Below are 23083 nucleotides of genomic sequence, written 5' to 3'. Positions count from 1 at the left end.
CCTTATTGGCAGCGCGCCGTGGCGCGCCGTTGTTGATTCCAGAGTGCGTGAAGCCGCGGCCAGGTGAGTTGCGCGGTATCGTCGAGCCGCAACTGCGCCCCGTTTAACGAGGCGCCAATCCCGACGGCGATCATCCCGCAGGCATTGATGGCGTCGATACCGGCCTGGGCGTCCTCCACGCCGATGCAGCGTTCCGGACGCACGCCGAGCCCTGCGCAGGCGGCGAGAAAAATTTCCGGGTCCGGCTTGGAGCGCGTCAGCCGGGCGGCATCGGCGCAAAAATCGAAGGCGTCGGCGAGCCCCAACGCGCGTAAAATCGCCGGCGCGTTAAGCGATACCGAGGCAAGCCCGATGCCGATGCTCGCTTCACGCAATGCCGGTAATAGTTCAGCGATCCCCGGCAGCACCGCCTGTGGCGTCAGCGAGCGCAGCGAGTCGACATAGCACGCGTTTTTGCGCGCGGCCAGCGCGGCTTTCTCCGCCGCGCTGAACTGCCCGTCCTTCCCGCCAAAGGTAAGGATGCGCTCCAGCGATCCCATTCGACTGATGCCCTTAAGCTGCTGGTTAAACGTCTCGTCAATGCTGATACCTATGTCCGCCGCTACCTGACGCCACGCCACAAAATGCAGATGGGCGGTGTCAGTAATGACGCCATCAAGATCGAAAATCACCGCGTCGGGTTGCATATCGCCTCCTTGCGCCAGCCGTGGTCGGTCAGGTGAAACACCGTTCTGCCGTCTATCTCCACCGCCGCCGCGTCGATAAACAGCGTGACGGCGCGGTCGGTGATAAGGGTCAGCGTGTCGTGCGTCATCGCAATATTCAGCTGGCAGCCCCGCCAGCAGAACGGGAACGTCAGCCGCGTCCAGTGCTGAGGAAGTGACGGCGTCACGTGCAGTTCGCCTTTTTCAATGCGGATACCGGCGAACCCTTGCACCGCGCCAAGCCAGATAGCGCCGGCCGCCGCCGCGTGAATGCCGTCGTCGCTGCTGTGCGGGGCGTCGCCGAGATCGATGTCGCAACCCGCGCGCCAGAAGCGGTATGCCTCGTCATTGCGCCCGCAGCGGGCGGCTACGATGCCGTGGATGGCCTTGCTCAGCGAGGAGTCGTGAATGGTGCGCGGCTCGTAGTAGTCGAGGTTCGCGGCAACGGTAGCGCTGTCGAACCGCCACGGCAGCATATAGAGCAGCATAACGACATCCGCCTGCTTGAGAATTTGCATCTCATTGACTTCGGCGCGCGAATAATCCAGCAGCACCGACTGGCTGCCTGCTTGCGCCCGGTAGCGCGTCAGGTCGATTGTCGGCTTGCTGAAAAAGGTGTCATCCTGCGCGATAACCCTGTCCTGCCGCGGCATGGGCAGAAAGAGCCGCGCGAGAAAATCCTCGCACTGCGCGATAAATCCGTCGTCCGGGCCGCCCGAACGGCGGCGGGCGTCAAGCGCCAGGGCGACGTTGTAATGCGCGAGATAGCTGGTGTACGCGTTATTGTTGATGTGCTCGGTGTATTCGTCCGGGCCAATCACATCGTGTAGCTCCAGCCGCCCGTTCACCGTCTGCGTCCGGCTGAGCCAGAACCGCGCGGTCTCCTCCAGCAGTTCTCGGCCTTCCTGCGCCATAAACGCCTCGTCGCCCGTCGCCTGCCCGTAGGCAGCGACCGCCCAGGCGATATCCGCCACCAGATGATGCTCCGCTTCAGCAGAGGCGACTTTCTGGCGCAGCCCGGTACGGATATTGATGGCTGCGAATTCCGGCGTCTCTTCATCGCCACTGCGTGCGCTCTCCCACGGGAACAGCGCGCCTTGCCAGCCGCAGCGCGCCGCCTTGCGATGCGCGCCCGCCAGATTCAGCCAGCGGTAGCGCAGCAGCTGGCGCGCTACGCCTGGCGCCGTATGGAGGTGAAACGGCAACAGGAAAACTTCGGTATCCCAGAATACATGGCCCTTATAGCCTTCCCCGGTCAGTCCTTTCGCCGCGATGCTGCTGCGCTCGTCGTGACGCGGCGTCATGGCATGCAGGTGATAGAGCGCGAAATCGAGCGCCTGCTGATCCTGCTCGCGGTCGCTTTCGACCTCAACGCGCGCGCCCTGCCACCAGGTGCGCCGGGTTTGTAAGGATTCAGCCAGCAGCGCGTCGTAGCCTGCGACGGCGCATTCCCGCAGTCTTATAAGCGACTGCGCGGCGGCGTTATCATCCGGCCCGTCGAGCGTTGCGCTGACCCATGCGCACTTCTCCAGCGTAAAGCTTTCGCCTGCGGCGATCGTCTGCTGAGTATGCTGTAACAGACGCCGGTTTTTAGCAGAAAAGCTCACCTGCGCCTGCGGGCTTACCTGGCAGGCGCAGCACAGCGTAACGTCAGAGTGGTTATCCAGCGTGCGGTAGCGCCCCTGCAAATAGCGGTTGTCAAATACCCGCAGTTCGCGCTCCGCCAGATGCTGTCGACCGCTGTTGGTTTGCGTGGCGTCGATGCCCGTCGCGACGCGTATCGTGGCTGAACCGTCATGCGGCGTAATCGCTATCCGCGAGCAAAACGCTCCCAGCCGCTGCGCCGACACAAACCGCGAGCTTGTTATTGTAAAGCGCAACCCCTGCGCCGAACGCCAGTCGACCACGCGCGTCAGTTCACCGCTCGCAAAGCAGAGTTCGCGGTGATACCGCAGGAGCTCACCGCTCAGCAGGCTGAATATCTCGCCATTCAGTTCAATCTCCATGCCGACCAGATCCGGCAAATTCACCAGTTCGGTGGTTTCGCCCTCGCCCGCCCGGTGGTAAAGCCCGGCGAGATACATGCCGCGCGTCTGGGTGACGTAGGCTTCATCATGCGTGGCGCGCACACCGAGCGCGCCGTTACCGGCGGCCATCAGCGTGGCGTATTTGTTGTGGTAATGCGGGTCAAAGCGCGCTTCGACCAGCGTAGTTAACGGATTCATAGTTCAACGCACATCCCTGTTTCTGCCGCCTGATAAATAGCGGCTACCAGCCGCTGGATCTGCCAGCCCTGTTCACCATCGGCAATCGGCGCGGGTTTGCCCTGCACGCAGTCGAGAAACGCCTCCATGCTGCGCTGGTGCCGTCGTTCATCGGCTTTTTCACGCTGCATCAGCGTCAGCAGTTCGCCATCGCAATCCTGATAGATATGGGCCGGGAACAGCGTCGCGCCGGCTTTATCGCCGCAGAACTCGACGTTCATCAACGACTGCGGCGCAATGTTGAGCGCAAAGGAGGTTTCGAGACGTAAAATGCCGCCGTTCGTAAACTCCAGAGTGGCGAACAGCGCGTCCTCTACCGTGTAGCGCTGCGGATCCCAGTGGCCAAACTGGCCGCTGCTTTTGGTCGTGCCAAGCTTCTGGAACGTGTGCGCGGTGACGCGCGAGACCTGCGGAAAGCCGAGCACAAATAAGGCGGCATCCAGCATATGAATACCGATATCTATCAACGGCCCGCCGCCCTGCAACGCTTTATTGGTAAACACGCCCCACCCAGGAACGCCGCAACGCCTGAGCGCGCGGGCGTTGGTTACATAGATGTCACCGAGCACACCGTGTGCGACCTGTTCACGCAGGAGTTGGGTATCGCGCGCAAAACGGTGATGAAAATCATAGGCCAGCACGGTTCCGGCGCGACGCGCGGCCTGGCGCATCTCGTCCGCCTGCGCGGGCGTCATGGCGGGCGGTTTTTCGCACATCACATGGCAGCCCGCGGCCAGCGCCTGCATCACATGCTCATGATGAAAGCGGTTTGGCGAACAGACGCTCACCACATCAGGGCGCGCGTCAGCAAGCAGCGTGGCGACATCGGCGAAAACGTGCCTGATGGCGTGGCGTTCTGCGAACGCCTGCGCCTGTTCAGGGCGGCTGTCGCAGACAGCCACCATTTGCACCTCTTCGCGTGTGCGGTAAAACGAGGCATGGACATTATCCGCCACCTGACCGGCGCCGATAATGGCGACCCGTAGTGGCGAGGCTTGATGAGCACTCATTTCGCACGCCGCCTCTTAACACTGACGCAGGAAATCGAGAGACTGCTGGTACGCCTGTGCCGGATCGTCAGCCCGGATGCGGCACTCGTAGACGATATAGCCGTCGTAGCCGTCGGCGCGGAGCTGGTCGAACGCCACGCGGAAATCGATGGCGCCGCTACCCGGCTGGTAGCGGTGGTTATCGGCGATAAGGGAAGGACGGTGCGGAGTTTTGGAAATTTACCGTATTTTCTGGGCTGAATGGGCTTTTTTAAGCACTTAACTAGCTCGCTTTATGTTCATGTTTGGGGCATTTATGACACTCATGTGTCCCATATATGCCCCACGGTTTGACCTATCATTCTCGGCAATAGCAAGTGGTACAAAGCTATTACATGTGCCTAATCCTGTTGTCAGCTTTGTGCCAGGAGCGGACATTGGTAGCTGGTAAACGCTGTAGTGATACTTCGCCGGGAAGAGTAGAACGGACCTGTCCGGTTTAGATATCGAATAATATTTATCTGATTTCTTTTTTTGCAAAACTGCTGTTTAGGCTTTTCAGCACTTCATTGATTCCTCTGCTTACAATCCGGTCCTCCCGCATAACTGCCCCGAGAGTCCTGTGAAGAGAGGGCGCCACAGAGTAAAGATCTAGCCCCGATCTTTCCTCGATGCATGCAACGGACATTCGGGGAACAATGCTGTAGCCAAGACCTGCACGGACCATTCTTTTAATAGCCTCGATACTGCCAAGCTCCATGACCGGGCAGGCAATATGTCCCGTCTCCCGGAACCACTGGTCAATCAGGGCGCGTGTCCCGCTTCCCGGTTCAAAGATAATCAGCGGCAGCGGCAGCAAGGCGCCCGGAGTCCATATTTTCGCGCTCTGCTCTGATGCATCCTTTTCCATGATGACAACAAACTCATCCGTACCCAGCGGGATGATGCTCAGGTTTTTACCTGCAGCTGGCAGAGTCACCAGGCCAATATCTATACGATTTTCCTCCACGCCCCGCACAATATCGGAAGTATTACCTGTGCGTACGTCCACCTTCAGCAGGGGATGGACCTGCCGCAGTTGCTGCAGTAAGGGGGGCAGTAGATGAATACAGGCCGTTGCGCCTGTGCCGACAGTAACAGTGCCGGTTATCTCATCGGAATGCAGGCACACCGATTCAACTGCTGTACTTACCACTGCATCAATTTTCATGCTGTGCTCAACGAGAGTCAGCCCGGCAGGCGTGGGCCTTACTCCCCGGCTGGTTCGCTCAATAAGTCGGACCTGAAGCGCCTGCTCCAGTTGTCTTATCTGCAGGCTCACTGCCGGCTGCGACAGACCAAGTGCTTCAGCCGCGCCGGAGAAACTGCCCCGGCTGACGACCAGTCTGAAAGTAACCAGGTAATCGAGGTTCAGGTTTGCCATACCAAAATTTTCCTTATGCCGCTGATAAGTCCTGCTGCCTGTCTGAAATTATTCATTCGGGTTAGTCTCTGCTTCTGACCGTAGAAGGAGCCGTACCGATGGAAATAACCGAAGCAGATGAACGACATATTCCTGCCATCCAGCAGATTTATGCTTATCACGTATTGCATGGCACCGCCACTTTTGAAACCGAACCGCCGGATTCGGCTGAAATGACAGCCCGTCTGAAAAAGGTGCGGGCAGCAGGACTGCCCTGGTTTGTGGCGGTTGAAGACGGCGATATCCGCGGGTACTGCTACCTATCACTCTACCGGGAACGGTGTGCCTACAGATTCACCCTGGAGGACTCTGTATATATTGCCCCTGGCTTTCAGGGTAAGGGGATTGGAAAAAAGCTGTTATCGAATGCGGTCGTATGGGCAGAGGCCCGTAGCTTTCGCCAGCTTGTGGCCGTAGTTGGCAACAGCGAAAACACCGCCTCTATTGCCCTGCATAGTGCGGCAGGCTTCAGAATTACAGGAACGCTCAAATCTGTGGGCTTCAAGCACGGACGCTGGCTTGATACGGTCATCATGCAGCGTACGCTTGGGCAGGGCGACGCCACATTTCCGGAAAGTACAGGTTGACTGACGGGTATCTGACAGGCCGCACCATTTTCTGCATTGGCATGACGCAGTTTATCAACTGGGGTATCACATTCTATATGCCGGGAGTCTTCGGGAGCGCCATCATGGCGGAGACAGGCTGGTCGCCGGTTGTGACATTCTCCGGGCTGACTACTGCCATGCTTGTTATGGGGCTTGTTTCGCCGCTTACCGGCCCCCTTATGGCCCGTACCGGCGTACATACGATGATGATGGCGGGAACCTTCGCCATAGTCCTCGGTTGTTTTTTGATGGCTTTTACCCATTCAACAACATCGTGGGTTGCCGTCTGGCTCCTGACGGGAGCCGGCATGCGACTTGCACTGTATGATGCCGCATTTGCTCTGCTTGTAGAAACCGCAGGCGCAGGGGCCCGCCGGGCAATTACCCTGGTCACACTGCTGGGTGGTCTCGCTTCAGTCGCGTTCTGGCCTGCTGGCGCTGCGCTACTGCACATTACCGACTGGCGGCATGCCATTATCGTTTACGGCTGCGCGGGCATTGTCAGCCTGCTTTTTTTGTCCACCGTTCCGGCAGGGCATCGGAGTCAACCTCCCGTTGCCGGGCAGCCTGCTCTTCCGGCGATCGGAACAGCAGAAGACCGAAAAGCATTCATCAGCGGCCTGTGGTACGCCACGCTAATAGCGCTGATAAGCTTTGTTTCCACCGGCGTGTCCGCTCATTTTCCTCAGATACTGGCCGCTTATGGTATGCCCGCCGTGGCGGGTATGTTGTGGGGAGTGGGACAGGTGAGCGCCAGACTGCTGGACGTGGCTTCTGGCGCACGTACTTCAGCGATTCGTCTGAGCCTGGTTACTGGCATTCTGCTGCCATTTTGCTTTCTGGCCGGCCTTGCAGGTAATGTTACCCCTGTGGCTACAGCCATCTTTATTCTGAGTTACGGAGCTGTGAACGGACTGAGTACGGTAGTTAAGGCCGTACTACCTCTTGTGCTGTTTGATCCGCAGCAGTATGCCCGTAAAACAGGCGTACTGCTGTCACCAGCTTTTTTGCTCGCGGCGCTCGCTCCGTCAGCTTACGCCATACTGCTGGAGCGATACGGCATACCCGGCACGCTGCTTTTATCTGCCATCCTTACCCTGTTCATCACGGCGATTTCCATAGTGATCTGGCGTCGCCATCCTTCCTCTGCTGGACAGAACCGGGATAAGAACGTGCCATCCATTCCGGGGAAAAATATTTGACGCTGACTATATTTCCATTATTCTGGAAATATAGTTTAAGGAGGCCGCATGGATTTAAATACAGCAGCAAATGCGCTTCGGGAGCTGGGGCACCCGACCCGTCTCAGCGTGTACCGGGAGCTGGTGAGAGCGGGTCATGACGGCCTGCCGGTCGGCGTTCTGCAGAAGCGCCTCGGTATTCCGCCCTCCACGCTCAGTCATCATATTTCCGCGCTGATGTCCGCCGGGCTGGTCAGCCAGGAGCGGCAGAGCCGTACCCTGTTCTGCAGACCCTGCTATGCGCAGCTTGAACAGCTGATGGCCTTTCTGACAGAAGAATGCTGTGCAGGTGGCAGCTGCAGCCTGTCAACCGTGACGACTCATGAAGAGACCTCATTGTGAACAACATGAACGATATCCTGAAAAATATTGATACTTCACTCCTGGACGTGCCGCTGACTGAAGATAAGCTGAGGGCTGCAGAAGTAGCGCACCCGCCCCGCATCCTGATGCTCTACGGCTCGCTGCGGGAACGCTCATACAGCCGTCTAACTACGGAAGAGGCGGCCCGGCTGCTGACGACAATGGGCGCCGAAGTGAAAATTTTTAACCCGTCCGGCCTGCCCCTGCCCGATGACGCCCCGGAAACGCATCCGAAAGTTGCAGAGCTGCGCGAGCTGGTTCTCTGGTCCGAAGGCATGGTCTGGTGCTCGCCGGAGCGTCACGGTGCCATGACCGGCATCATGAAGGCGCAGATAGACTGGATACCCCTGACGTCGGGGGCGGTGCGGCCTTCTCAGGGCAAAACTCTCGCCGTTATGCAGGTCAGTGGCGGCTCGCAGTCGTTTAATGCCGTCAACCAGATGCGCATCCTCGGCCGCTGGATGCGTATGATCACTGTCCCGAATCAGTCATCCGTGGCAAAAGCGTGGGCCGAATTTGATGAAGATGGTCGCATGAAGCCTTCGCCATACTACGACCGCATCGTGGACGTAATGGAGGAGCTGATGAAGTTCACTCTGCTGACGCGCGGGCGCAGTGACTACCTGACCGATCGCTACAGCGAAAGGAAGGAGAGTGCCGCGCAGCTGTCTGAGCGGGTTAATCAGCGCAGTATATGAAAAAAGCCGGCATCTGCCGGCTTCTGTTTTTGCGTCTCCCTTCCTGCCGGCAGCACACTGAAAAAATCAGTGGCTGATCCGGTTTCCGTGTTCATCAATGACTTTTTCGCCGTCCTCTTTCGTAAATGCTCCCTGCTGCGGGTCAGGCAGAATGTCCAGAACCGCTTCAGACGGACGACAGAGCCTTGTGCCGAGCGGCGTCACAACCACCGGGCGGTTGATGAGGATGGGGTGAGCCAGCATCGCATTCAGCAGTTCATCATCGCTGAACCGGTCTTCTGCCAGCCCCATATGCTCATACGGCTCTGTATTTTTGCGCAGCAGGGCGCGTACGCTGATACCCATATCTGCTATCAGCTTCTTCAGCTCGTCGCGGGATGGTGGCGTCTCCAGATACAAAATCACTGTTGGCTCCACGCCACTGTTGCGGATAAGCGCCAGGGTGTTACGCGACGTCCCACAGGCCGGGTTGTGGTAAATAGTGATATCAGTCATAAACGGTACTCCGTTACGGGGCTGCGCAGACGCAGCCCCGAGGTTTAGGTTAAACAGACAGGCGCAGGGCCAGCGCGGCCAGCGTCACAAAAAGCACCGGCAGGGTCATCACAATGCCCACGCGGAAGTAGTAGCCCCAGCTGACGGTGATGTTTTTCTGCGCCAGAACGTGCAGCCACAGCAGGGTCGCCAGGCTGCCGATGGGTGTGATTTTCGGGCCGAGATCGCAGCCGATGATGTTGGCGTAAATCATCGCCTCCTTCACCGCGCCCTGAGCCGTGCTGCCATCAATGGACAGGGCACCGACCAGGACGGTAGGCATATTGTTCATCACCGATGACAGAAAGGCCGTCAAAAAACCGGTGCCGAGCGTGGCACCCCAGACGCCGTGCTCTGCAAACCGGTTCAGGATGGCTGAGAGGTAATCCGTCAGCCCGGCGTTGCGCAGGCCATACACCACGAGATACATACCCAGCGAGAAGATGACGATCTGCCAGGGCGCGCCCTTCAGCACTTTACCGGTGTCAATTACGTGCCCTTTCCGGGCAACAAGCCACAGAATAAATGCCGCCACCGCAGCCACCAGACTGACCGGAACGCCGAGCGGCTCCAGGGCAAAAAAACCGGCCAGCAGCAGGAGCAGGACCAGCCATCCGGCTTTAAAAGTTCGCATGTCACGAATGGCTTCCCGTGGCACCTTCAGTTTCGCCAGGTCATAAGTGACCGGGAGGTCTTTACGGAAGAAGAGGTGAAGCATAACCAGCGTGGCCGCCACGGACGCGATATTTACCGGCACCATGACAGATGCATATTCGCTGAACCCCAACTTAAAAAAGTCCGCCGTCACGATGTTGACCAGGTTCGATACGATGAGCGGCAGGCTGGATGTGTCCGCGATAAAGCCTGCCGCCATCACAAACGCCAGCGTGGCGCCGGGGCTAAAGCCCAACGCCAGCAGCATAGCAATGACGATTGGCGTCAGGATAAGCGCCGCTCCATCATTGGCGAACAGTGCCGCTACCGTTGCGCCCAGCAGAACAATATACGTAAAAAGCAGCCTGCCTCTGCCGCTTCCCCAGCGGGAAACGTGCAGTGCAGCCCACTCAAAAAAGCCAGACTCATCAAGCAGCAGGCTGATGATAATAACCGCGATAAACGTGGCCGTGGCGTTCCAGACAATCTGCCAGACAACCGGAATATCACCGATATGCACCACGCCGGTCAGCAGCGCCAGCGCGGCCCCGATAACCGCACTCCAGCCAATACTGAGTCCCTTTGGCTGCCAGATAACCAGCACCAGTGTCAGGACGAATATAGCGCCTGCCAGAAACATACTTTCTCCTTTGGATATAAAGCCTGCAAACCGGACTAAAGACAGCCCTGCCAACAAGTATGAAAAATCATATGTGTTTGGGTAAATTTTTAAATGCAGACAGGCTTGCCGTTGGTGGTCGCGTTATTCCTTTCAGCCTGCTGACTGAGTTGCAGAATGTCATCGCGCTGACACAGGTAAGCCTGCTCAATCACCGCAGCAGCCCAGGCGGGCATGTGTGGTGATAACCGATAATAAATCCACTTGCCGTCACGCCTGTCGATAAGCAGACCGGCGTCTCTGAGTAACGCCAGATGCCGGGAAATTTTAGGCTGACTTTCTTTCAGCATTGACGTGAGTTCACAGACGCAAAGCTCTCCTTTTTCGCGCAACAGCAGCACCAGACTGAGTCGTGTTTCATCAGAGAGATTTTTGAAAAGCTGAAGAGGCTGAAATTGAGGCATGATGACTCCTGAGTCCAGAATTGAAGACATTCTCGCTGCCTGCAATCTGTGAGTCAATCATATATTCATTAATTCAGATATGTTTATCTGGCAATGGCTCATCTTGTGATAATTCGTTTGCGGTATGCCTGCACAGGTAAACCAGAAGGATGCAATCAATCTTCGAGCATTCAACGTCCGCTTTTCGCTCTAAGCGGACGTTAATTGATATCATTTTTCTTAGCTTGTATCACAGGTAACCGGTACGACTACTACTTAGCGTAAACGTCCCACTGATGCTCCCCAACCCGCTTCAGACAGTAGTGATCGTAATGCCGCGTCCGGAGTTGCCGAATGTGCTCCTTCGCCTCTTCTCCATTCCCTTCAAAAATGAAATCGTGCTCATCGCAGTTGAGCCTGACGGGTAAAGCCCTTCTGAAATGCTGGTTGCTGGAAGCTGATGGTGTAAGCATGTACGCGATCAATGCAGTAAGCATAAATCCGCCGCCAAACAGAATAATTAAGAATAGTTTTGCGCCGGGAGTAAGCCTGGGAAGCATAACAATACCCACTTAGTTTTTGTGGGCACACTACCAGCCAAGCGGCTAGATTTGAAATTGGTACTATAGATCAATAAGACGACATTGATCGCTTTCACCGATCAATGTGATACGAGACTAGGCGAAGAAGAAACCGCCCGAAGGCGGTGCGCAACCCAGCTTGAGCCCCCTTCGGGTTAGCCAGGCTTTGCAGGCCAAGTGATTGTCTTAAAACCTTGCTCATCACTAACGCAGGTAAAGCTCAACGCCTTCACTTTGCGAATGTACTCCATCCACCGTGACAGGCTGGCCTTGTCTGCTTCAGGAAGTGCACCAAGCATCAACTCAACACGCCAGTCCGACGTTACGCTATGAGCTTGTGATAGCAGCATCTGACGCCGTGCTTCAGCTTGCGCACGCCAGTCGATTGTCGGTTCGATCAACTTAGGTTGTCCCATTTCATCCGCAGTAATGATTCTCCCGTCTGCCTGCCCTTCAATTAATGAGTGATAGAGATCGTCACTGATTGGTGTTACATCATCAGGCCATGTACCGGAAGCGCGATAATCATTCTCCAGCGCTGCCGCAAAAAAGGCGTTTAATTTTGGGCTGTAATAATAAGAAGGCATGTCTGTTAATAACCTATAGCCAGAAAATAAGAGCTAACTTCGCCAGAGCCCGCAATGTAATTAAACCGGGTACGGTCGACCGGCTGGCAAAATACGTTTTGATCGGTGAAATGCCCGCTCCATATCACCGTCAAATTTGTACAAAGGGCCGCATTAGGAAATGCAATCGGGTAAGCGATACTTGTCGAATCGGCAGAGCGTTTAGCCACGCCCCACTGAATAATCAACCCGGTCGAGGTGTCTTTATACCAGCCACTTGAGGCGCGATTCGCGGTGTTCTTCGCCTGATAACGGGCGTCAAAATTCGCATAGTTACCGGGGATAAGCTGCCCCGGACACGTATAGTTGCCGCTTGTATCCCATTCGTGTCGATAGGTATGGCCGCTTCCGTCGATCATATGTAGGCACCAGGAAAGCTTGCCATTATCACATAGTGATCCGTAAGAAAAAGACCATGCGGCCTTGTTGGTTATCGTCGCTTTCTGTTTCAGAAGCGGATGAAACTCGCTAACACCAGTGGTGTTAAACGTCTCATAGAAAGCAGCTCCTGTTGCAAATTGGGCAGAGAATGCATATGAGCCTACATAACCTGACTGAACGCCTTTATCTGCCTGAATCGTACTGGCGACATATAACGGTGTGCCAATGGAAACATTTCCTTTTGCAAGATCCACGCGAAACGGGCGAAGGCCGTTATAACTTCCGTAAGGGTCACCATTATCAGTGAGCATCAGGTACAGATTTGCGCTGTCATTACGCCAGAACGCGCCATAACCGCCATAAGCGATGCGAAAGCCATTAGGGGTGCTTGATTGCACCTCCCCGGTCGTGCGCAACGGCCCGGTAATATCGGTGCTTCCCGTTATTGGAATGGCTCCCACGTCGCTCGCCTTTAAGCTGTCTTTTAACGCCAGCTCGCCGAGACCGAGGTTTTTCCGCGCCTGCTCGACGTCGTCGACGTCTGAAAGATTGTTCTTAATCAGAAGCGCCAGCTCATGCTTTGCCTGAATCATCTTGTTGATGGCGGCGGAGAGCTGCGCGCGGTCGCTTTTTTTAAGCTGAATCCCGACTCCCTCGATAACGGCGCAAATCTCCTCCTGAACCGAATCGAAAAAGGTCTCGTCGAGCTGCGTCGCCGGAACGCCGAGCGTCGGATCGCCAGCCGTGAAGCCGTTTTTGCCCGCGCCGAATTTGCCCTCTTGTGCTGTGGGGGTGTCTATACGATGCAAAGTAATTACCTCATAAAAAACCCGCCGAGCGGGGTTAACTGTGAAAGGAAGCGCTTTATTCCGTGTACGCGAACACGACTTCGGTATGAGAGGGGGCGACCTTGTTAATCACGCATTCAATGACCGTATCGCCCCAGGTGCGGAGGCTGTCCACGCAACTTGATGCGCATGTCATGACGTCAATCGTCGCGAGCGTCGGAATATTCACCTGCCACAAATAGCGGTAGTCGTCGTCCGTGGCGATATCCGGGCGTGGGTTGTCGGCCTCGTTTTGATACTGCGTAATCGAAACAGACTGATAGCCGAGCGCGTCGAGCTGTCGCCGGTAAAACGCCTCGTTAATGCCGCCGTAACCGTTGACCTTTGCCGCCAGTCGCCGCTGTCGCTGCGAGAGGGTTTGCGTTTCCTCGATGGTGCATTCATCAGGCAACCCGCATAACGCCTCGTAACGGTCGAGGAGCTGCACCGCCGCCCCCGGATCAATCTCGCGCATTAATGCCGACGATTGCGCATGTACCCGCGCCAGAGACGGCGCGAGCCCTTCGAGGAGGGGATTATTCCCCTCCCAGGCAGGGCCAGGCGGTAAAAGCCGTTTTAACAGGCGGGTATATTCGTCCTCTACAGCCACGTAACCTCCTCAATATCGAGATAGGAGTTATCCGTTGCGGTCTTGCCTTTGTACTCGACAGTAACCCGAACATGAACTGTCCCTGGAGCGATGCCGGTTGCTTTCACGCCGCTGTTATCTGCACTCGGGGTAATGACGCAAAGCGTCGACGGGTCAGGTTCGCCCTCGCCTGCCGGGACAAAATCCCAGGTGATGTTAACCCCATCCAGCGAAGGCAGATTCTCAGGCGTGAAGGTGGCGGTCGCGAATGCGTCCGGGCTGTCCGGCAGCGTGACGGGGTTCGGTGAGAACGAGCTCAGGGAGACATCTATTTCAACGTCAGATTCGTTGTAGTTCGACCAGGTTATTTCCCCGATAACCGGCAATTCATAGGTGCCGAGCGCTACGTCTTTCGCTGGCGAAATCAGGCGGTGCGCGAACTGGTCAGTCGCCAGGCTAATCGCCTCACTGATACGCGAAAGATAAATCTTTCCTGACGGCTCGCCATCCCTGAACAGCGCCGATTTAATCTCTTTCGTTACCGCTGCCCTGATTGCCGGAGTATCTTTCGCAAGCGCGATTTCGAAGTCGATTTTTCTCAGCGTTGGCGGGAACACAAACAAGCCTGAACCGGCCACCGGCGCAAGCGGAAGAATGTACTGTTTAACCGCTTCGATTAGCGTCTCATCCGGCACCGGATTATCTAAATCGCTGTTAGCAGGCATCACGCCAACCGTCCCGCGTCCGGCATGATGGCGGAACACCCAGGCGCGGGAGATCCCCGCGACGTCGGTCGCCCATATCCGGTAATCGGCATCCGCGCCGCCCTGCGGCGTGTAGTACCAGCGAGCCATGATTCGCGAGCGCCAGTCCTCCAGCGCTTCTAAATCTGTCCCGCCCTCAACCGACTCCGCATAGCCCGTCGAGGAGAGGCCCGCGACCGGCGTCATCAGGCGGAGCGGCGTTTTGTCATCGAGATTTCCGCCTGTCCCCGCATCAACCGCTTCTACAGGCGCACGGAGAACCCCCTCATCGTTGACGGTCGCGTCTGCGGTCGTTACATACTGCTTTTGCTCGTCAGTCTGCATTTCCGTCCCGGCGGGCAGCGTGATCCCGGACGACACGCTCTCCCATCGCGCATAACCGCCCGCCGTGGTTGGTTGTTTGCGCGGGACTTGTTTCAGATTCCCGTGTCGCGAAAGCCATTCCTCATCCGCAAGGTCAGGAAGCATGTTTCGCGCCAGATAGTCGAGATAGCCATAAAGCGTGTGAACGGCAGCCGCCATCACGCGCGAATAGACTTCTGCATCAAGGCGACGGAGGACGACGTCCGTCTCAAATCGCGTGAGTAAATCACTTCTGATTGTGGCGATCAGATTTGGCAAATCTGGACGCGAGAAGCCGGAGTCAGCCATTTAACACCTCCTGCCATATGTCATCGAAAATAATTGCGTGTTTGCTGCCGTCCCGCTGCCAGATAACAACTTCCAGTTGAAGCGAGTTAATCCCGGTTCGGGTGGCGGCCACGTCGACGCGCGCGGCGACGCCGTCCTCCTCCATCCAGGCGAGCGCCTGGCGGGCGTAATCCTTCGCGCGCGTCGCGGTTGCGTTGGTGAGTTTGCTCCGTTGCAGCAGGTACAGGCGGGAGCCAATCCGGTCGTTCTCCACACTCGGGTAAGTGTCACCCCACCACCCGAAAGGCTGCCCGGTTTCGTCGTCCGTCTCAGCGCGTCGCCAGGAAAAAAGCGAAATGATCACGGAACGAGTAAGGTCGTCGAAATAGTCGGTCGACTCTTTCAGTAATCCATTTACAAAGATGATCATGCGTTATCCCATAGAGGCAGAAGGGCCGGTCGTTTCTGCGGTTTCGCCCCGTGCGGTGTGCGTGTGTCCGTTATATGTGGTGCGGATAGCCGACATGGTGCCGACGCCGTCGGACACCTCGCCAGCCGCTGAAAAGTCCCCGCTTGTTGTGATGGTCGGCGTCGTGAATGAGACGCCGGAGGATGCATTCACGACGAGCTGCGTCGCGTTGAGCGAGATTTTCGACTCAGCATTAACCACAAGCTCGGATGTCGTTATCTCGGTAACGCGCCCGCGCTTGAGAACAATCGAGTCGCCCTCGTCAGTGTAGATAGCCACCTCGCCAGACTTGAGCCCTTTCAGCCGGTAACGCCGGTCAGCAACAGAGATAACAACGCCGTGAGAACGGTCGCCCGACGGGAACAGGACAACCGCCTCCGCGCCTGTGTGTGCGGTTGACGTGAAGCCGTAAGGCTCGATGTATTCGACGTTCTCTTTCGTTTCACCGGCAATCAGTTTTAACCCTGCCGCCTGGCATTTTCTGGAGGAGTCCAGCGCCGCCAGAACGGCGCGCGCCGCGAGATTAGAAATCGCCTGTTTGATACCCATCAGAAAAGCCAGTCCTCATCATCGCCAGATTTTTTCTTTTTGGGTGCCGCCGGTTGCGGGAGATACGCATCCGCGGGCGCGACGCGGAGCTCTGTCGTTGTCCCCTGATCGCCCTTAATGAAGGTCACCTCACCGATAACCAGCTCCTCGTTATCGAAGCCGCAAAACGGGTCGTAGACGATAACTTTCATGTTCGGTGCCCACAAAGCGCCGTCACCCTGACGCCAGCCCTGAACCGTGTAAGTCGTTTCGCGTGTTTTCGCGGCGCGCTGCGCCTGCTCAAACTCGCACCGGGCCTTACAGGTCGCCGATGTCGCCGCGCCGCTTTGCTGGATTGTGTGGGGACGGTAACGGGTGATCGCGCTGTCACCGCTTTTTTGTTTAATAGCGGCGATGGTTGCCTCGCCGAAATCGTCGTCCGTTCCCGGTCGCTGACCGGTGACGAGATACTCAGAAAAACGGTCTTTGATGCTTCGCTCGGTATCACACGATAGAACGTTTTCACCCAAGACGAGCGCCGTCGCGGCTTTCGCCGAACCGACCACGCCGAGGACGAGATCGCCTTTTTCGTTGTCATAAACCAGCGCCTGAACCTGACCGAGAAGCCGGTAAAGGCAGTCAATGACCGTTTCGCCGTGCTGCGGCTGCGCATCAATAAGCGCGGTCGTCGGCGCGCCTGCGTCGATGACATTCACTTTAAACGGCCCGGCCAGCGAGGCGGCAATCTCCGCAAGCGTTGCGCCGGTGTGCTGCGATGGCGTGGCGGTGCAATCAATCAGATCGCCGGTTTTGCTGCGCCCGACTATCGCCATGCTTAACGAGCGCGCGTTATAGCGAACGGGCGTCGCCTCAACCCATCCGGTGAGGACAAGATCGTCGCCGATTCTGACCTCGACCGCGTCGCCGTTTTTTATCTGCGGCGTGGAATCTGTCGCACCGGGCCATTGGCGGGTGATTTCAACGTTGAAATCGCGCGCGGCGCGGTCAACCCCGGCGGATATGCGAACGGTTGTCCACCCGCCCCACTCGCGCCCGTTCACGCGTAAGAGAACGGTATTATTCATCGGACAGGAACCCTCAGCGGCACCACCGGCACAAAGCCGGGGTGCGCTATGTTGTTGCGATAGAGGATGTCAGTTTCCCGACTGGCGTCGTCGAACCACTGCGCCGCCAGCACAACCGCCGGGAGCGACTCGGACGGCGTTACAGAGACGGTTTTCTCCACCTGCGCCAGACGCGACGAAATATCTTTGTTGAGGTCGGCCCGGAGCGTCGTCAGCGCCATAAAAACGGCGTCGTCGGTCGTGCGGGCCTGCTCGCTGTCTATCGCCGCATTAAGCGCGGTGCGGATATCCGTTAAATCGTCCCAGGTTGCCGGTGTGGCGCGCGCCGTGGTGGCGGGCTGTGAATCCAGCGCAGGGTGATTGATATTGACAATATCCGATACGGGGTTTGCGCCACCCTGCAACGCCCTGTTACCCGGTGGCGTCGGGATTTGCGCGACCGCGCGCGCCGCTTCGGATATCGAGACGACGCGCATCGTCGAGGCGACAAGGTTCGTTTGGGCCTTGCGTGAGGCGGTTGTCCCGCTGTCTGTGCTCCAGACGCCGCGAGGCGCTAACCCGGAATCAACGGTAACGCCGCTGATGGTCTTAACCATCGTGACCAGATCCGAGGCGTTGCCGGAAAGCCGTGTCCCGGCCCGCCAGGCTTTTTGCAGGTTGCGAACAAAATCATTAGCGGAGCTCGGCGGCATCAGGATCACCGACAAATCGCCCTGCACAAGTCGCATGGCGGCGGAGATACCGGAATCAACCATCGTGAACGCGTCGGCGATAACGTCGAACATCTCCGCCGCGTCAGCCAGAACGCCGTTCTGAACAAAATCGCTTAACCCGTCGAGGGAGAACGCCGAGAAAGCGCCGGAGATAGCATCGGCCAGAGAACCCGCCGAGCTGTCGAGACTCGCGTCGGTTGCCGTGCCGGATGTCGGGAATGTCAGCTCGCCGGACTCGACGAACTGAAACGACACGCGACACATTCGCCCTTCCTGATTGCTGTGCGTCACGCGTACCTGACCGTCGACATTGCCCTTCATTTCCCCGTAATAGGGATGAACCAGCGTCGCCGCGCCCTCTGTCTCGATGGCGGCAATAAGCCGGTCGCGCTTCTCCGGGTAATCGTCACCGATGAGGTAAGCATTGATGGTTATCCGTCGCGCGGCGCGCCCCAAATCCTCGGTAAACGGCTTGTCGCGGTTGGGGTATTCGTGAACCTGAACGCGGCGGCCAAAAATGCCTTCATCGCTTTCAACCTCAAAGGGAACGCCGCGAAAGGAGGCGCTTTGCAGACGCGCGCGCCAGCCGGTTTCAAATGCCATGATCGGCCCTCATAAAAAAACCCGCCGGAGCGGGTTTAACCTGGGTTTCTGAAAGGTGAATATGCGACATCGGTTTTCACCGACATAAACGGATCGCCGGATTTCGGGTCGATAACCCGCATTCCTGGCGGAGCATTTTCAAACGTGACGGTTAACTCGCTTTGTGAGCGTCCACCGACGGGGCGCGAAAGGCCAACGTTGGGCGAGTAGCGGCCATCAGGGATCGGCGGGGTATAGTCCTGCCCGGTGATACTCGCCCATATCTCTTTCGCACGCTCACCGAAGCCGTAATATCCGCGCTCCCGCTCCTTAGCCTGCATCTTATGCACGGCAAACGCCCCGGAGCTTTCACCCGCTGCCTTAGCGTCAGTTTCAAGCTCTTTGAGCGCCTGAAGCATGGAGACCGCTATGCCGATAGTGACAGTCATCGCGCCCATTTTGCCAATCTTGCCGAGGGTGCCGGAGAGCGCCCCGGCCAGCGCGACAGCCTCGCGAAGCGAGCCGAGGGTTTTGATCGCGAAAGAGCCCGCCATTACCGCCCCCACTCCCTCGATCACGTTTTCCCATCCGCCGAGCTCCTGCGCCACGTTGTCGACTTCCTGCCACACTTTTTTAATGACCGGCCCGACCTCGTCCCAATGTTCAATAATCTCATATGCGCCCAGGACAAGAGCCCCGATCAGCAATTTTGCAGGCGACATTTTCATCGCAAAATTCATGATCTTGACCGCCTGGGAGATAGCGCCAATCGACGCGGAAACGCCCAGCAAAGCCACGCCAAATTTTGCCGCGGCGCGAACGGCTTCGGGGTTATCTTTTATGAATTGAGAGAAGGTTTTAAGTAGCGGCATAAACTCTTTTGCCGCGTCGCGTATGACTGGAAGAAATTCGCGCCCTATCTCTACGGTAATTTGTGTGACCTGGTTTTTCATTCGCGCCAGATCAGCCGCTGCCGTATCCGACGCGATGGCATATTCATTAGCAGCCGCACCGCTATAGAGCTGCGCGTCCGAAACTTTATTAAAGTTAGCTTTTAAGGTGTCCAGGTTAGTGAGAAGTGGGACGATTGCCTCCGCTGACTCCTTACCAAACAAGATCTCCATAATCCTGTTTTGCTTATAGGGAGCCATCTTCCTGACGCCCTCCAAAACCTTAAGCATTGTCCCGCGTGAGTCCTGGATCATGCTCTTGGCAAGCGTGGCGGGCGTAAAGCCGAGCGCTTTCGCTACTTTCTTCTGATCCCCCGTAGAAACGCCCGTAAGACCGGAAATAAAGTTTTTAATGCCTGTTTTGGCGACGTCGCCATTAATACCCACGCCGATAATTGTCGATGCCAGCGCGGCAACATCGCCAGAGGCAACATGCGCAGATTTCGAGATCCCGCCGAGCTCAGTCACGACCTTAGCAATAGAGGCCGCATTCGCGGGGCCGGTATTGCCTAAGTAGTTCACCTTGTCGGCCAGCTCGACGACTTCTTTTTGGGTCAGCCCAAACGCGGTACGCCAGACCGCAAGCGTCCTCCCCGCCTCCTGACCAGACAGATCCCACGCCACGCCAATTTTTGCGGCATCCTCGGCAAACTGTGACAGCTCAGAGCGCTTTATTCCTGACTGCCCCGCCTGCGCGACGATGTCCGCAATTTCCGTTGCCGCTAGCGGGATTTTTGCCGACAGGTTGAGAATATCATCCTGCATCTGGCGGAACGCTTCCGGCGATTCGAGCCCGTCGACGACTTTCCGCACATCTGCCATCGACTTTTCAAAATCAACCGCCTGCATTGTTGCGCCAGCCAGTGCGCCGAGAATCGCCGTTCCCGTCGCGCCCGCGCCAACAGCCAGCCCCGAGAGTTCTTTCTGGAATCCTTTTAGCTGGCGTTGCATCCCCTTTAGCGGAGCTGAAAGGCGATCAACGGCGGTGATAATCGCTTTCAGCTCGAATGAGTCAGCCATTGCCTTTTAACTCCTCATTAATGCGAACGGCTTCGGCCTCCATCTCGGCGAAATCCGAGATGGAGGCGCGTTTCAGCTCTAAAGGATTTACTCGCCAGAAGTGGGCGACGTTGTAGAGACGCCGACGGAGTCCGCTTCCGTTCCCGAGGACGTAAAAAAACCCATGATATGCATGGAGATCATGAACACATCACGGAGCGCCAGTTTTTCAGCGGAACTTCGGGGAATCCCCGCCAGCGCGGGGATGTATTTCAGGGCGACGGCGCTGTCGATTTTCATTCCGCCATCACCGGCAACGGTGAACGGGAAACCGAGGGACTCGACCTCATCGAAGCGCGGCGGGCGTAGTTCCAGCACATGAAGTTTTTCGCCGTGCGCCATGACTGGCTGTGAAAGTGTAATTTCTTTAATCACTGGTAAAAGCCCTCCTGACCGTGAAACTCAATGTCGACCGTGCCGTCCTCGGGGTTATGGTTCATTTCGCCATTAACCCACGCGTTAGAAAGGACGTACACGTCCCCGTTTGCGAGTTCGCTCGTTACCGTCATATTTTCCGAGCTGATAAGCTTGTCGCGCGGGAACCCCTTCGGAACTTTCGCGGTGAGTTTGGTATAGGGCGCGCGGTGCGTTTCCTTGTAGTCGACTGAGCCATCAAGAGCGATCACGTCCTCTTTAAGACGCGTGTTCATGGGAACCTCCACGCCGCCGGTTGCGGAGAGCTGGAGCCCGTCAACTTTGATGTAACAGGTGCCTGCAATCTTACCCATTTGCCATTTCCTCATTCGAATACTGGAGGCGGAACTGATTTTTAAGCGCGAACACGCGGAGTTGATTCACATAATCAGCCGGGAACAGAACGTCGACGCGGTTCGGGTCGTCAGCGTTACGCTCAACAATCAGGTATTTTTTGAACACTTCGAAATTCTCGACGATACCGGCGAGCTCCATTTCGCGATAAGCGGCGCACATTTCACCGCGTAACACGGACGGAGTAACAATCGCCTGACCAGGCCCGAAGCGAGTCCCGTCATTCGCGAGCTTGTGTCGCGGATATTTGGTCGTGATGACCGATTTCAGCTTGCGCAGAACATAGGCGGAGGTGTGGAGCGTTTCGCTGTCGAGATAGCTGTTATCCGCCACGCCGAATTTGTTCTTCTGATAGGTCGTGATATCGCGCTCGATAAGAAGCGTCCCGCTGTTTACGGTCGAGCTGGCGATCCCGTGAGTCAGCAGGGACTGGCGCTCGGTCATGGAGAAACGTTCACCCACCGGAGCCGGTAACGCGCCGGTGATTTCACCGGTCTGTGTCGGTCGGGCCGGGTCATTGCGGATAAACACTGCCTGACGTCCCAGGCGGGACGCGAGAAGCTCCTCCGGCGCGGTCTGCGTTTTTGGCTCGTAACCCGCAATGGTGAGGTGCGGGTCGTTAAGCGCTTCCCCGAACGCGGCGAGATCCGTCAGGGTGCCAATTTTGGCGGTGTACACATGCCCGTAGAGCTGACGTGACCAGCTCCAGCGGCCCGAGGAATCGTTCATCTCCTCGCCCATCTGCTTTAACGTCGCGGCGTCGTTATATGGCAGGCCGATAAAATCGAACGGCTCATCGCCCATCGCGGCGATCACGTTATCGAGACTGATTACGCCCGCGCCGTCCTGCATGGCGGACAGGGAAACGGTCAGACCGTCCGGGATTTCTTCGCCGCTAATCGCGCCGTAATAGTTCAGCATCAACGGGATCTGATTGCCCGCCTCGCCGCTGTATTTTGCGGTCAGCGTGACTTTTGCCCCAATAACCTCAGCGGCAGCGCGGGCGGAGGTCGCTTTTTTGAGGCTTCGTTTGGCTGATCGCACTTCGCCTTGTTCAACAGTAACCGCGCATACGCCAGAAAGCCCGGAACCGTCGGTCGTCGTCGCGGTAACGTTGGCGGCACCTTCAGCAATACCGGTAACGGTGCCGTTATCGTCAACTGTGGCGATCGCGGTGTCGTCAGATTCCCAGGAGAGGGTTTTATTGGTGGCGTTGTCCGGGAGAATGGTCACGTCGACGCCTGCGCTTTCGCCGGTTTTGACGGTCAGCGTCGGGGCGACCGTCAGCTCGGTGATTTTTACGTCACTGGTAATAGCGGTCGCGGACGCCAGAACAGGCAGATCGGGGTCGGCATTAATGGCATCGGCCAGAGATTGTGCCGCGTCCAGCGCTGTATCGCCGGACGTTACCGCGCCCGCGATCCGTTTGGCACCGATATACAGCGAGACCGCGCCCGACACGTTAGCGCTGCCGGAGAACGTTACCTCACCAACCGCCGGAGCCCCTTCCGGGTCAGAAACGGCGATAACATACAGCTCGCCAAACGGATCTGTTTTGCGATAGGCGTCCACCATGCGCGCCAGCGGTGATCCCTGCCCGCATAACTTGCGTGCCTGATCGGCGGTCGGCATCAGAACCAGCTTATTACGCTCGATGGTTGCATCTTCCAGCGCCTGACCAATCAGGAGCGCGGGCGCGGAGGTCTGCGCGGTGTTGGCCTTGCTGTTATCCATTTCCGCATAAAACAGCGGAACGCGGATATTTGAAGGGATGGAATCAAAACTAACAGACACTTAATCGCCCTTTTTTTGAGAGGTTTCTTTTACATCGCCGTCCATGAGACGGCGGAGCCAGTAGGAGTTTTTTTCGACATTTCTCCCCTTTTCGGGCAAAAAGTCGCCCCGGCGCGGATCGGGAACTTTCCGCCCGTTAACTGGAATGACAAACATGG

General features: G+C 57.1%; 23 protein-coding genes and 2 pseudogenes. 4 read left to right on the top strand and 21 right to left on the bottom strand.

The genetic code is table 11. From position 1 onward, the window contains the following. Positions 1–2: 2 nt before the first annotated feature. From pgmB to AFK63_RS07990, 5 genes and pseudogenes are all read right to left on the bottom strand, one after another. Positions 3–686 (bottom strand): beta-phosphoglucomutase, encoded by a 684-nt coding sequence (gene pgmB, locus AFK63_RS08005; protein WP_038862705.1) that lies wholly within the window; start codon positions 684–686, stop codon positions 3–5. Continuing rightward, the gene (locus AFK63_RS08000) at positions 668–2929 is read right to left on the bottom strand and encodes a glycosyl hydrolase family 65 protein (protein WP_038862704.1); all 2262 of its coding nucleotides are present in this window, start codon (positions 2927–2929) and stop codon (positions 668–670) included. The genes pgmB and AFK63_RS08000 overlap by 19 nt, the downstream gene beginning before the upstream one ends. Further along, complete coding sequence (locus AFK63_RS07995; protein ID WP_038862703.1) at positions 2926–3978, bottom strand: Gfo/Idh/MocA family protein; 1053 nt, start codon at positions 3976–3978, stop codon at positions 2926–2928. The genes AFK63_RS08000 and AFK63_RS07995 overlap by 4 nt, the downstream gene beginning before the upstream one ends. 15 nt (positions 3979–3993) lie before the next feature. After that, positions 3994–4167: pseudogene (locus tag AFK63_RS21210) on the bottom strand (TIM barrel protein); the annotation flags it as partial. 307 nt (positions 4168–4474) lie between these two features. Continuing rightward, positions 4475–5380, bottom strand: coding sequence for a LysR family transcriptional regulator (locus AFK63_RS07990; RefSeq protein ID WP_038862702.1), 906 nt, complete (start codon positions 5378–5380; stop codon positions 4475–4477). Positions 5381–5478: 98 nt separating this feature from the next. Here AFK63_RS07990 and AFK63_RS07985 point away from each other — a divergent pair, with 98 nt between their 5' ends. Genes AFK63_RS07985 through arsH form a run of 4 tightly spaced genes read left to right on the top strand, consistent with a single transcriptional unit; the run spans position 5479 to position 8329 of the window. Continuing rightward, positions 5479–6006, top strand: a complete 528-nt coding sequence (locus tag AFK63_RS07985; protein ID WP_038862701.1) for a GNAT family N-acetyltransferase — start codon at positions 5479–5481, stop codon at positions 6004–6006. Next, the gene (locus tag AFK63_RS07980) at positions 6003–7229 is read left to right on the top strand and encodes an MFS transporter (RefSeq protein ID WP_007749357.1); all 1227 of its coding nucleotides are present in this window, start codon (positions 6003–6005) and stop codon (positions 7227–7229) included. Before AFK63_RS07985 ends, AFK63_RS07980 begins: the two co-directional genes overlap by 4 nt. A 48-nt stretch (positions 7230–7277) precedes the next feature. Then, the gene (locus tag AFK63_RS07975) at positions 7278–7610 is read left to right on the top strand and encodes an ArsR/SmtB family transcription factor (RefSeq protein WP_007749362.1); all 333 of its coding nucleotides are present in this window, start codon (positions 7278–7280) and stop codon (positions 7608–7610) included. Between the two features lie 5 nt (positions 7611–7615). Next, the gene (arsH, locus tag AFK63_RS07970; protein ID WP_038862806.1) at positions 7616–8329 is read left to right on the top strand and encodes an arsenical resistance protein ArsH; all 714 of its coding nucleotides are present in this window, start codon (positions 7616–7618) and stop codon (positions 8327–8329) included. Positions 8330–8395: 66 nt separating this feature from the next. Here arsH and arsC read toward each other — a convergent pair whose 3' ends face one another. The 16 genes and pseudogenes from arsC to AFK63_RS20345 all read right to left on the bottom strand — a co-directional run bounded on the left by arsC (position 8396) and on the right by AFK63_RS20345 (position 23081). After that, complete coding sequence (arsC, locus tag AFK63_RS07965) at positions 8396–8824, bottom strand: glutaredoxin-dependent arsenate reductase (protein WP_007749369.1); 429 nt, start codon at positions 8822–8824, stop codon at positions 8396–8398. Positions 8825–8873: 49 nt separating this feature from the next. Then, entirely contained in the window at positions 8874–10157 is a 1284-nt protein-coding gene (locus tag AFK63_RS07960) for an arsenic transporter (protein ID WP_038862700.1), read from the bottom strand. A gap of 89 nt (positions 10158–10246) precedes the next feature. Beyond that, a complete protein-coding gene (locus AFK63_RS07955) occupies positions 10247–10600 on the bottom strand; it encodes a metalloregulator ArsR/SmtB family transcription factor (protein WP_007749371.1) in 354 nt (117 codons plus the stop codon). 715 nt (positions 10601–11315) lie between these two features. Then, on the bottom strand, positions 11316–11747 hold the full coding sequence (locus tag AFK63_RS07945) for a tail fiber assembly protein (RefSeq protein ID WP_038862699.1): 432 nt from the start codon (positions 11745–11747) through the stop codon (positions 11316–11318). A 5-nt stretch (positions 11748–11752) separates the two neighbouring features. Then, positions 11753–12976, bottom strand: a complete 1224-nt coding sequence (locus tag AFK63_RS07940; protein ID WP_038862698.1) for a phage tail fiber protein — start codon at positions 12974–12976, stop codon at positions 11753–11755. Positions 12977–13031: 55 nt separating this feature from the next. Then, the gene (locus AFK63_RS07935; RefSeq protein WP_007749373.1) at positions 13032–13604 is read right to left on the bottom strand and encodes a YmfQ family protein; all 573 of its coding nucleotides are present in this window, start codon (positions 13602–13604) and stop codon (positions 13032–13034) included. Positions 13605–13933: 329 nt separating this feature from the next. After that, a pseudogene (locus tag AFK63_RS07930) lies at positions 13934–14998 on the bottom strand (baseplate J/gp47 family protein); the annotation flags it as partial. After that, the gene (locus AFK63_RS07925) at positions 14991–15407 is read right to left on the bottom strand and encodes a phage GP46 family protein (protein WP_007668762.1); all 417 of its coding nucleotides are present in this window, start codon (positions 15405–15407) and stop codon (positions 14991–14993) included. The pseudogene AFK63_RS07930 and the gene AFK63_RS07925, both read right to left, overlap by 8 nt. 3 nt (positions 15408–15410) lie before the next feature. Beyond that, positions 15411–15995, bottom strand: a complete 585-nt coding sequence (locus AFK63_RS07920) for a phage baseplate assembly protein V (RefSeq protein ID WP_038862696.1) — start codon at positions 15993–15995, stop codon at positions 15411–15413. Then, positions 15995–17059: a phage baseplate assembly protein gene (locus tag AFK63_RS07915; protein ID WP_038862695.1), complete on the bottom strand. Its 1065-nt coding sequence runs from the start codon at positions 17057–17059 to the stop codon at positions 15995–15997. Before AFK63_RS07915 ends, AFK63_RS07920 begins: the two co-directional genes overlap by 1 nt. Continuing rightward, entirely contained in the window at positions 17056–18375 is a 1320-nt protein-coding gene (locus AFK63_RS07910) for a DNA circularization protein (protein ID WP_038862694.1), read from the bottom strand. Before AFK63_RS07910 ends, AFK63_RS07915 begins: the two co-directional genes overlap by 4 nt. 35 nt (positions 18376–18410) lie before the next feature. Continuing rightward, positions 18411–20324, bottom strand: coding sequence for a phage tail tape measure protein (locus AFK63_RS07905; protein WP_038862693.1), 1914 nt, complete (start codon positions 20322–20324; stop codon positions 18411–18413). 87 nt (positions 20325–20411) lie between these two features. Further along, positions 20412–20738, bottom strand: a complete 327-nt coding sequence (locus AFK63_RS07900; protein ID WP_007668776.1) for a phage tail assembly protein — start codon at positions 20736–20738, stop codon at positions 20412–20414. After that, entirely contained in the window at positions 20735–21091 is a 357-nt protein-coding gene (locus tag AFK63_RS07895; RefSeq protein ID WP_007668785.1) for a phage tail tube protein, read from the bottom strand. The genes AFK63_RS07900 and AFK63_RS07895 overlap by 4 nt, the downstream gene beginning before the upstream one ends. Beyond that, complete coding sequence (locus tag AFK63_RS07890; protein WP_038862691.1) at positions 21084–22925, bottom strand: phage tail sheath subtilisin-like domain-containing protein; 1842 nt, start codon at positions 22923–22925, stop codon at positions 21084–21086. The genes AFK63_RS07895 and AFK63_RS07890 overlap by 8 nt, the downstream gene beginning before the upstream one ends. Next, on the bottom strand, positions 22926–23081 hold the full coding sequence (locus AFK63_RS20345) for a DUF2635 domain-containing protein (RefSeq protein WP_071603679.1): 156 nt from the start codon (positions 23079–23081) through the stop codon (positions 22926–22928). Positions 23082–23083: the final 2 nt, after the last annotated feature.

The sequence above is a fragment of the Cronobacter muytjensii ATCC 51329 genome (assembly GCF_001277195.1).
GTDB classification, from domain to species: Bacteria; Pseudomonadota; Gammaproteobacteria; order Enterobacterales; family Enterobacteriaceae; genus Cronobacter; species Cronobacter muytjensii.
The sequence above is the reverse complement of the archived record's forward strand: the minus strand, read 5'-3'. Positions and strand labels throughout refer to the sequence as shown.

Coding starts and splice junctions, on each gene's coding strand:
- pgmB (WP_038862705.1), bottom strand. CDS start 686: ATGCAACCCGACGCGGTGATTTTCGATCTTGATGGCGTCATTACTGAC.
- AFK63_RS08000 (WP_038862704.1), bottom strand. CDS start 2,929: ATGAATCCGTTAACTACGCTGGTCGAAGCGCGCTTTGACCCGCATTAC.
- AFK63_RS07995 (WP_038862703.1), bottom strand. CDS start 3,978: ATGAGTGCTCATCAAGCCTCGCCACTACGGGTCGCCATTATCGGCGCC.
- AFK63_RS07990 (WP_038862702.1), bottom strand. CDS start 5,380: ATGGCAAACCTGAACCTCGATTACCTGGTTACTTTCAGACTGGTCGTC.
- AFK63_RS07985 (WP_038862701.1), top strand. CDS start 5,479: ATGGAAATAACCGAAGCAGATGAACGACATATTCCTGCCATCCAGCAG.
- AFK63_RS07975 (WP_007749362.1), top strand. CDS start 7,278: ATGGATTTAAATACAGCAGCAAATGCGCTTCGGGAGCTGGGGCACCCG.
- arsH (WP_038862806.1), top strand. CDS start 7,616: ATGAACGATATCCTGAAAAATATTGATACTTCACTCCTGGACGTGCCG.
- arsC (WP_007749369.1), bottom strand. CDS start 8,824: ATGACTGATATCACTATTTACCACAACCCGGCCTGTGGGACGTCGCGT.
- AFK63_RS07960 (WP_038862700.1), bottom strand. CDS start 10,157: ATGTTTCTGGCAGGCGCTATATTCGTCCTGACACTGGTGCTGGTTATC.
- AFK63_RS07955 (WP_007749371.1), bottom strand. CDS start 10,600: ATGCCTCAATTTCAGCCTCTTCAGCTTTTCAAAAATCTCTCTGATGAA.
- AFK63_RS07945 (WP_038862699.1), bottom strand. CDS start 11,747: ATGCCTTCTTATTATTACAGCCCAAAATTAAACGCCTTTTTTGCGGCA.
- AFK63_RS07925 (WP_007668762.1), bottom strand. CDS start 15,407: ATGATCATCTTTGTAAATGGATTACTGAAAGAGTCGACCGACTATTTC.
- AFK63_RS07920 (WP_038862696.1), bottom strand. CDS start 15,995: ATGGGTATCAAACAGGCGATTTCTAATCTCGCGGCGCGCGCCGTTCTG.
- AFK63_RS07915 (WP_038862695.1), bottom strand. CDS start 17,059: ATGAATAATACCGTTCTCTTACGCGTGAACGGGCGCGAGTGGGGCGGG.
- AFK63_RS07910 (WP_038862694.1), bottom strand. CDS start 18,375: ATGGCATTTGAAACCGGCTGGCGCGCGCGTCTGCAAAGCGCCTCCTTT.
- AFK63_RS07905 (WP_038862693.1), bottom strand. CDS start 20,324: ATGGCTGACTCATTCGAGCTGAAAGCGATTATCACCGCCGTTGATCGC.
- AFK63_RS07895 (WP_007668785.1), bottom strand. CDS start 21,091: ATGGGTAAGATTGCAGGCACCTGTTACATCAAAGTTGACGGGCTCCAG.
- AFK63_RS20345 (WP_071603679.1), bottom strand. CDS start 23,081: ATGTTTGTCATTCCAGTTAACGGGCGGAAAGTTCCCGATCCGCGCCGG.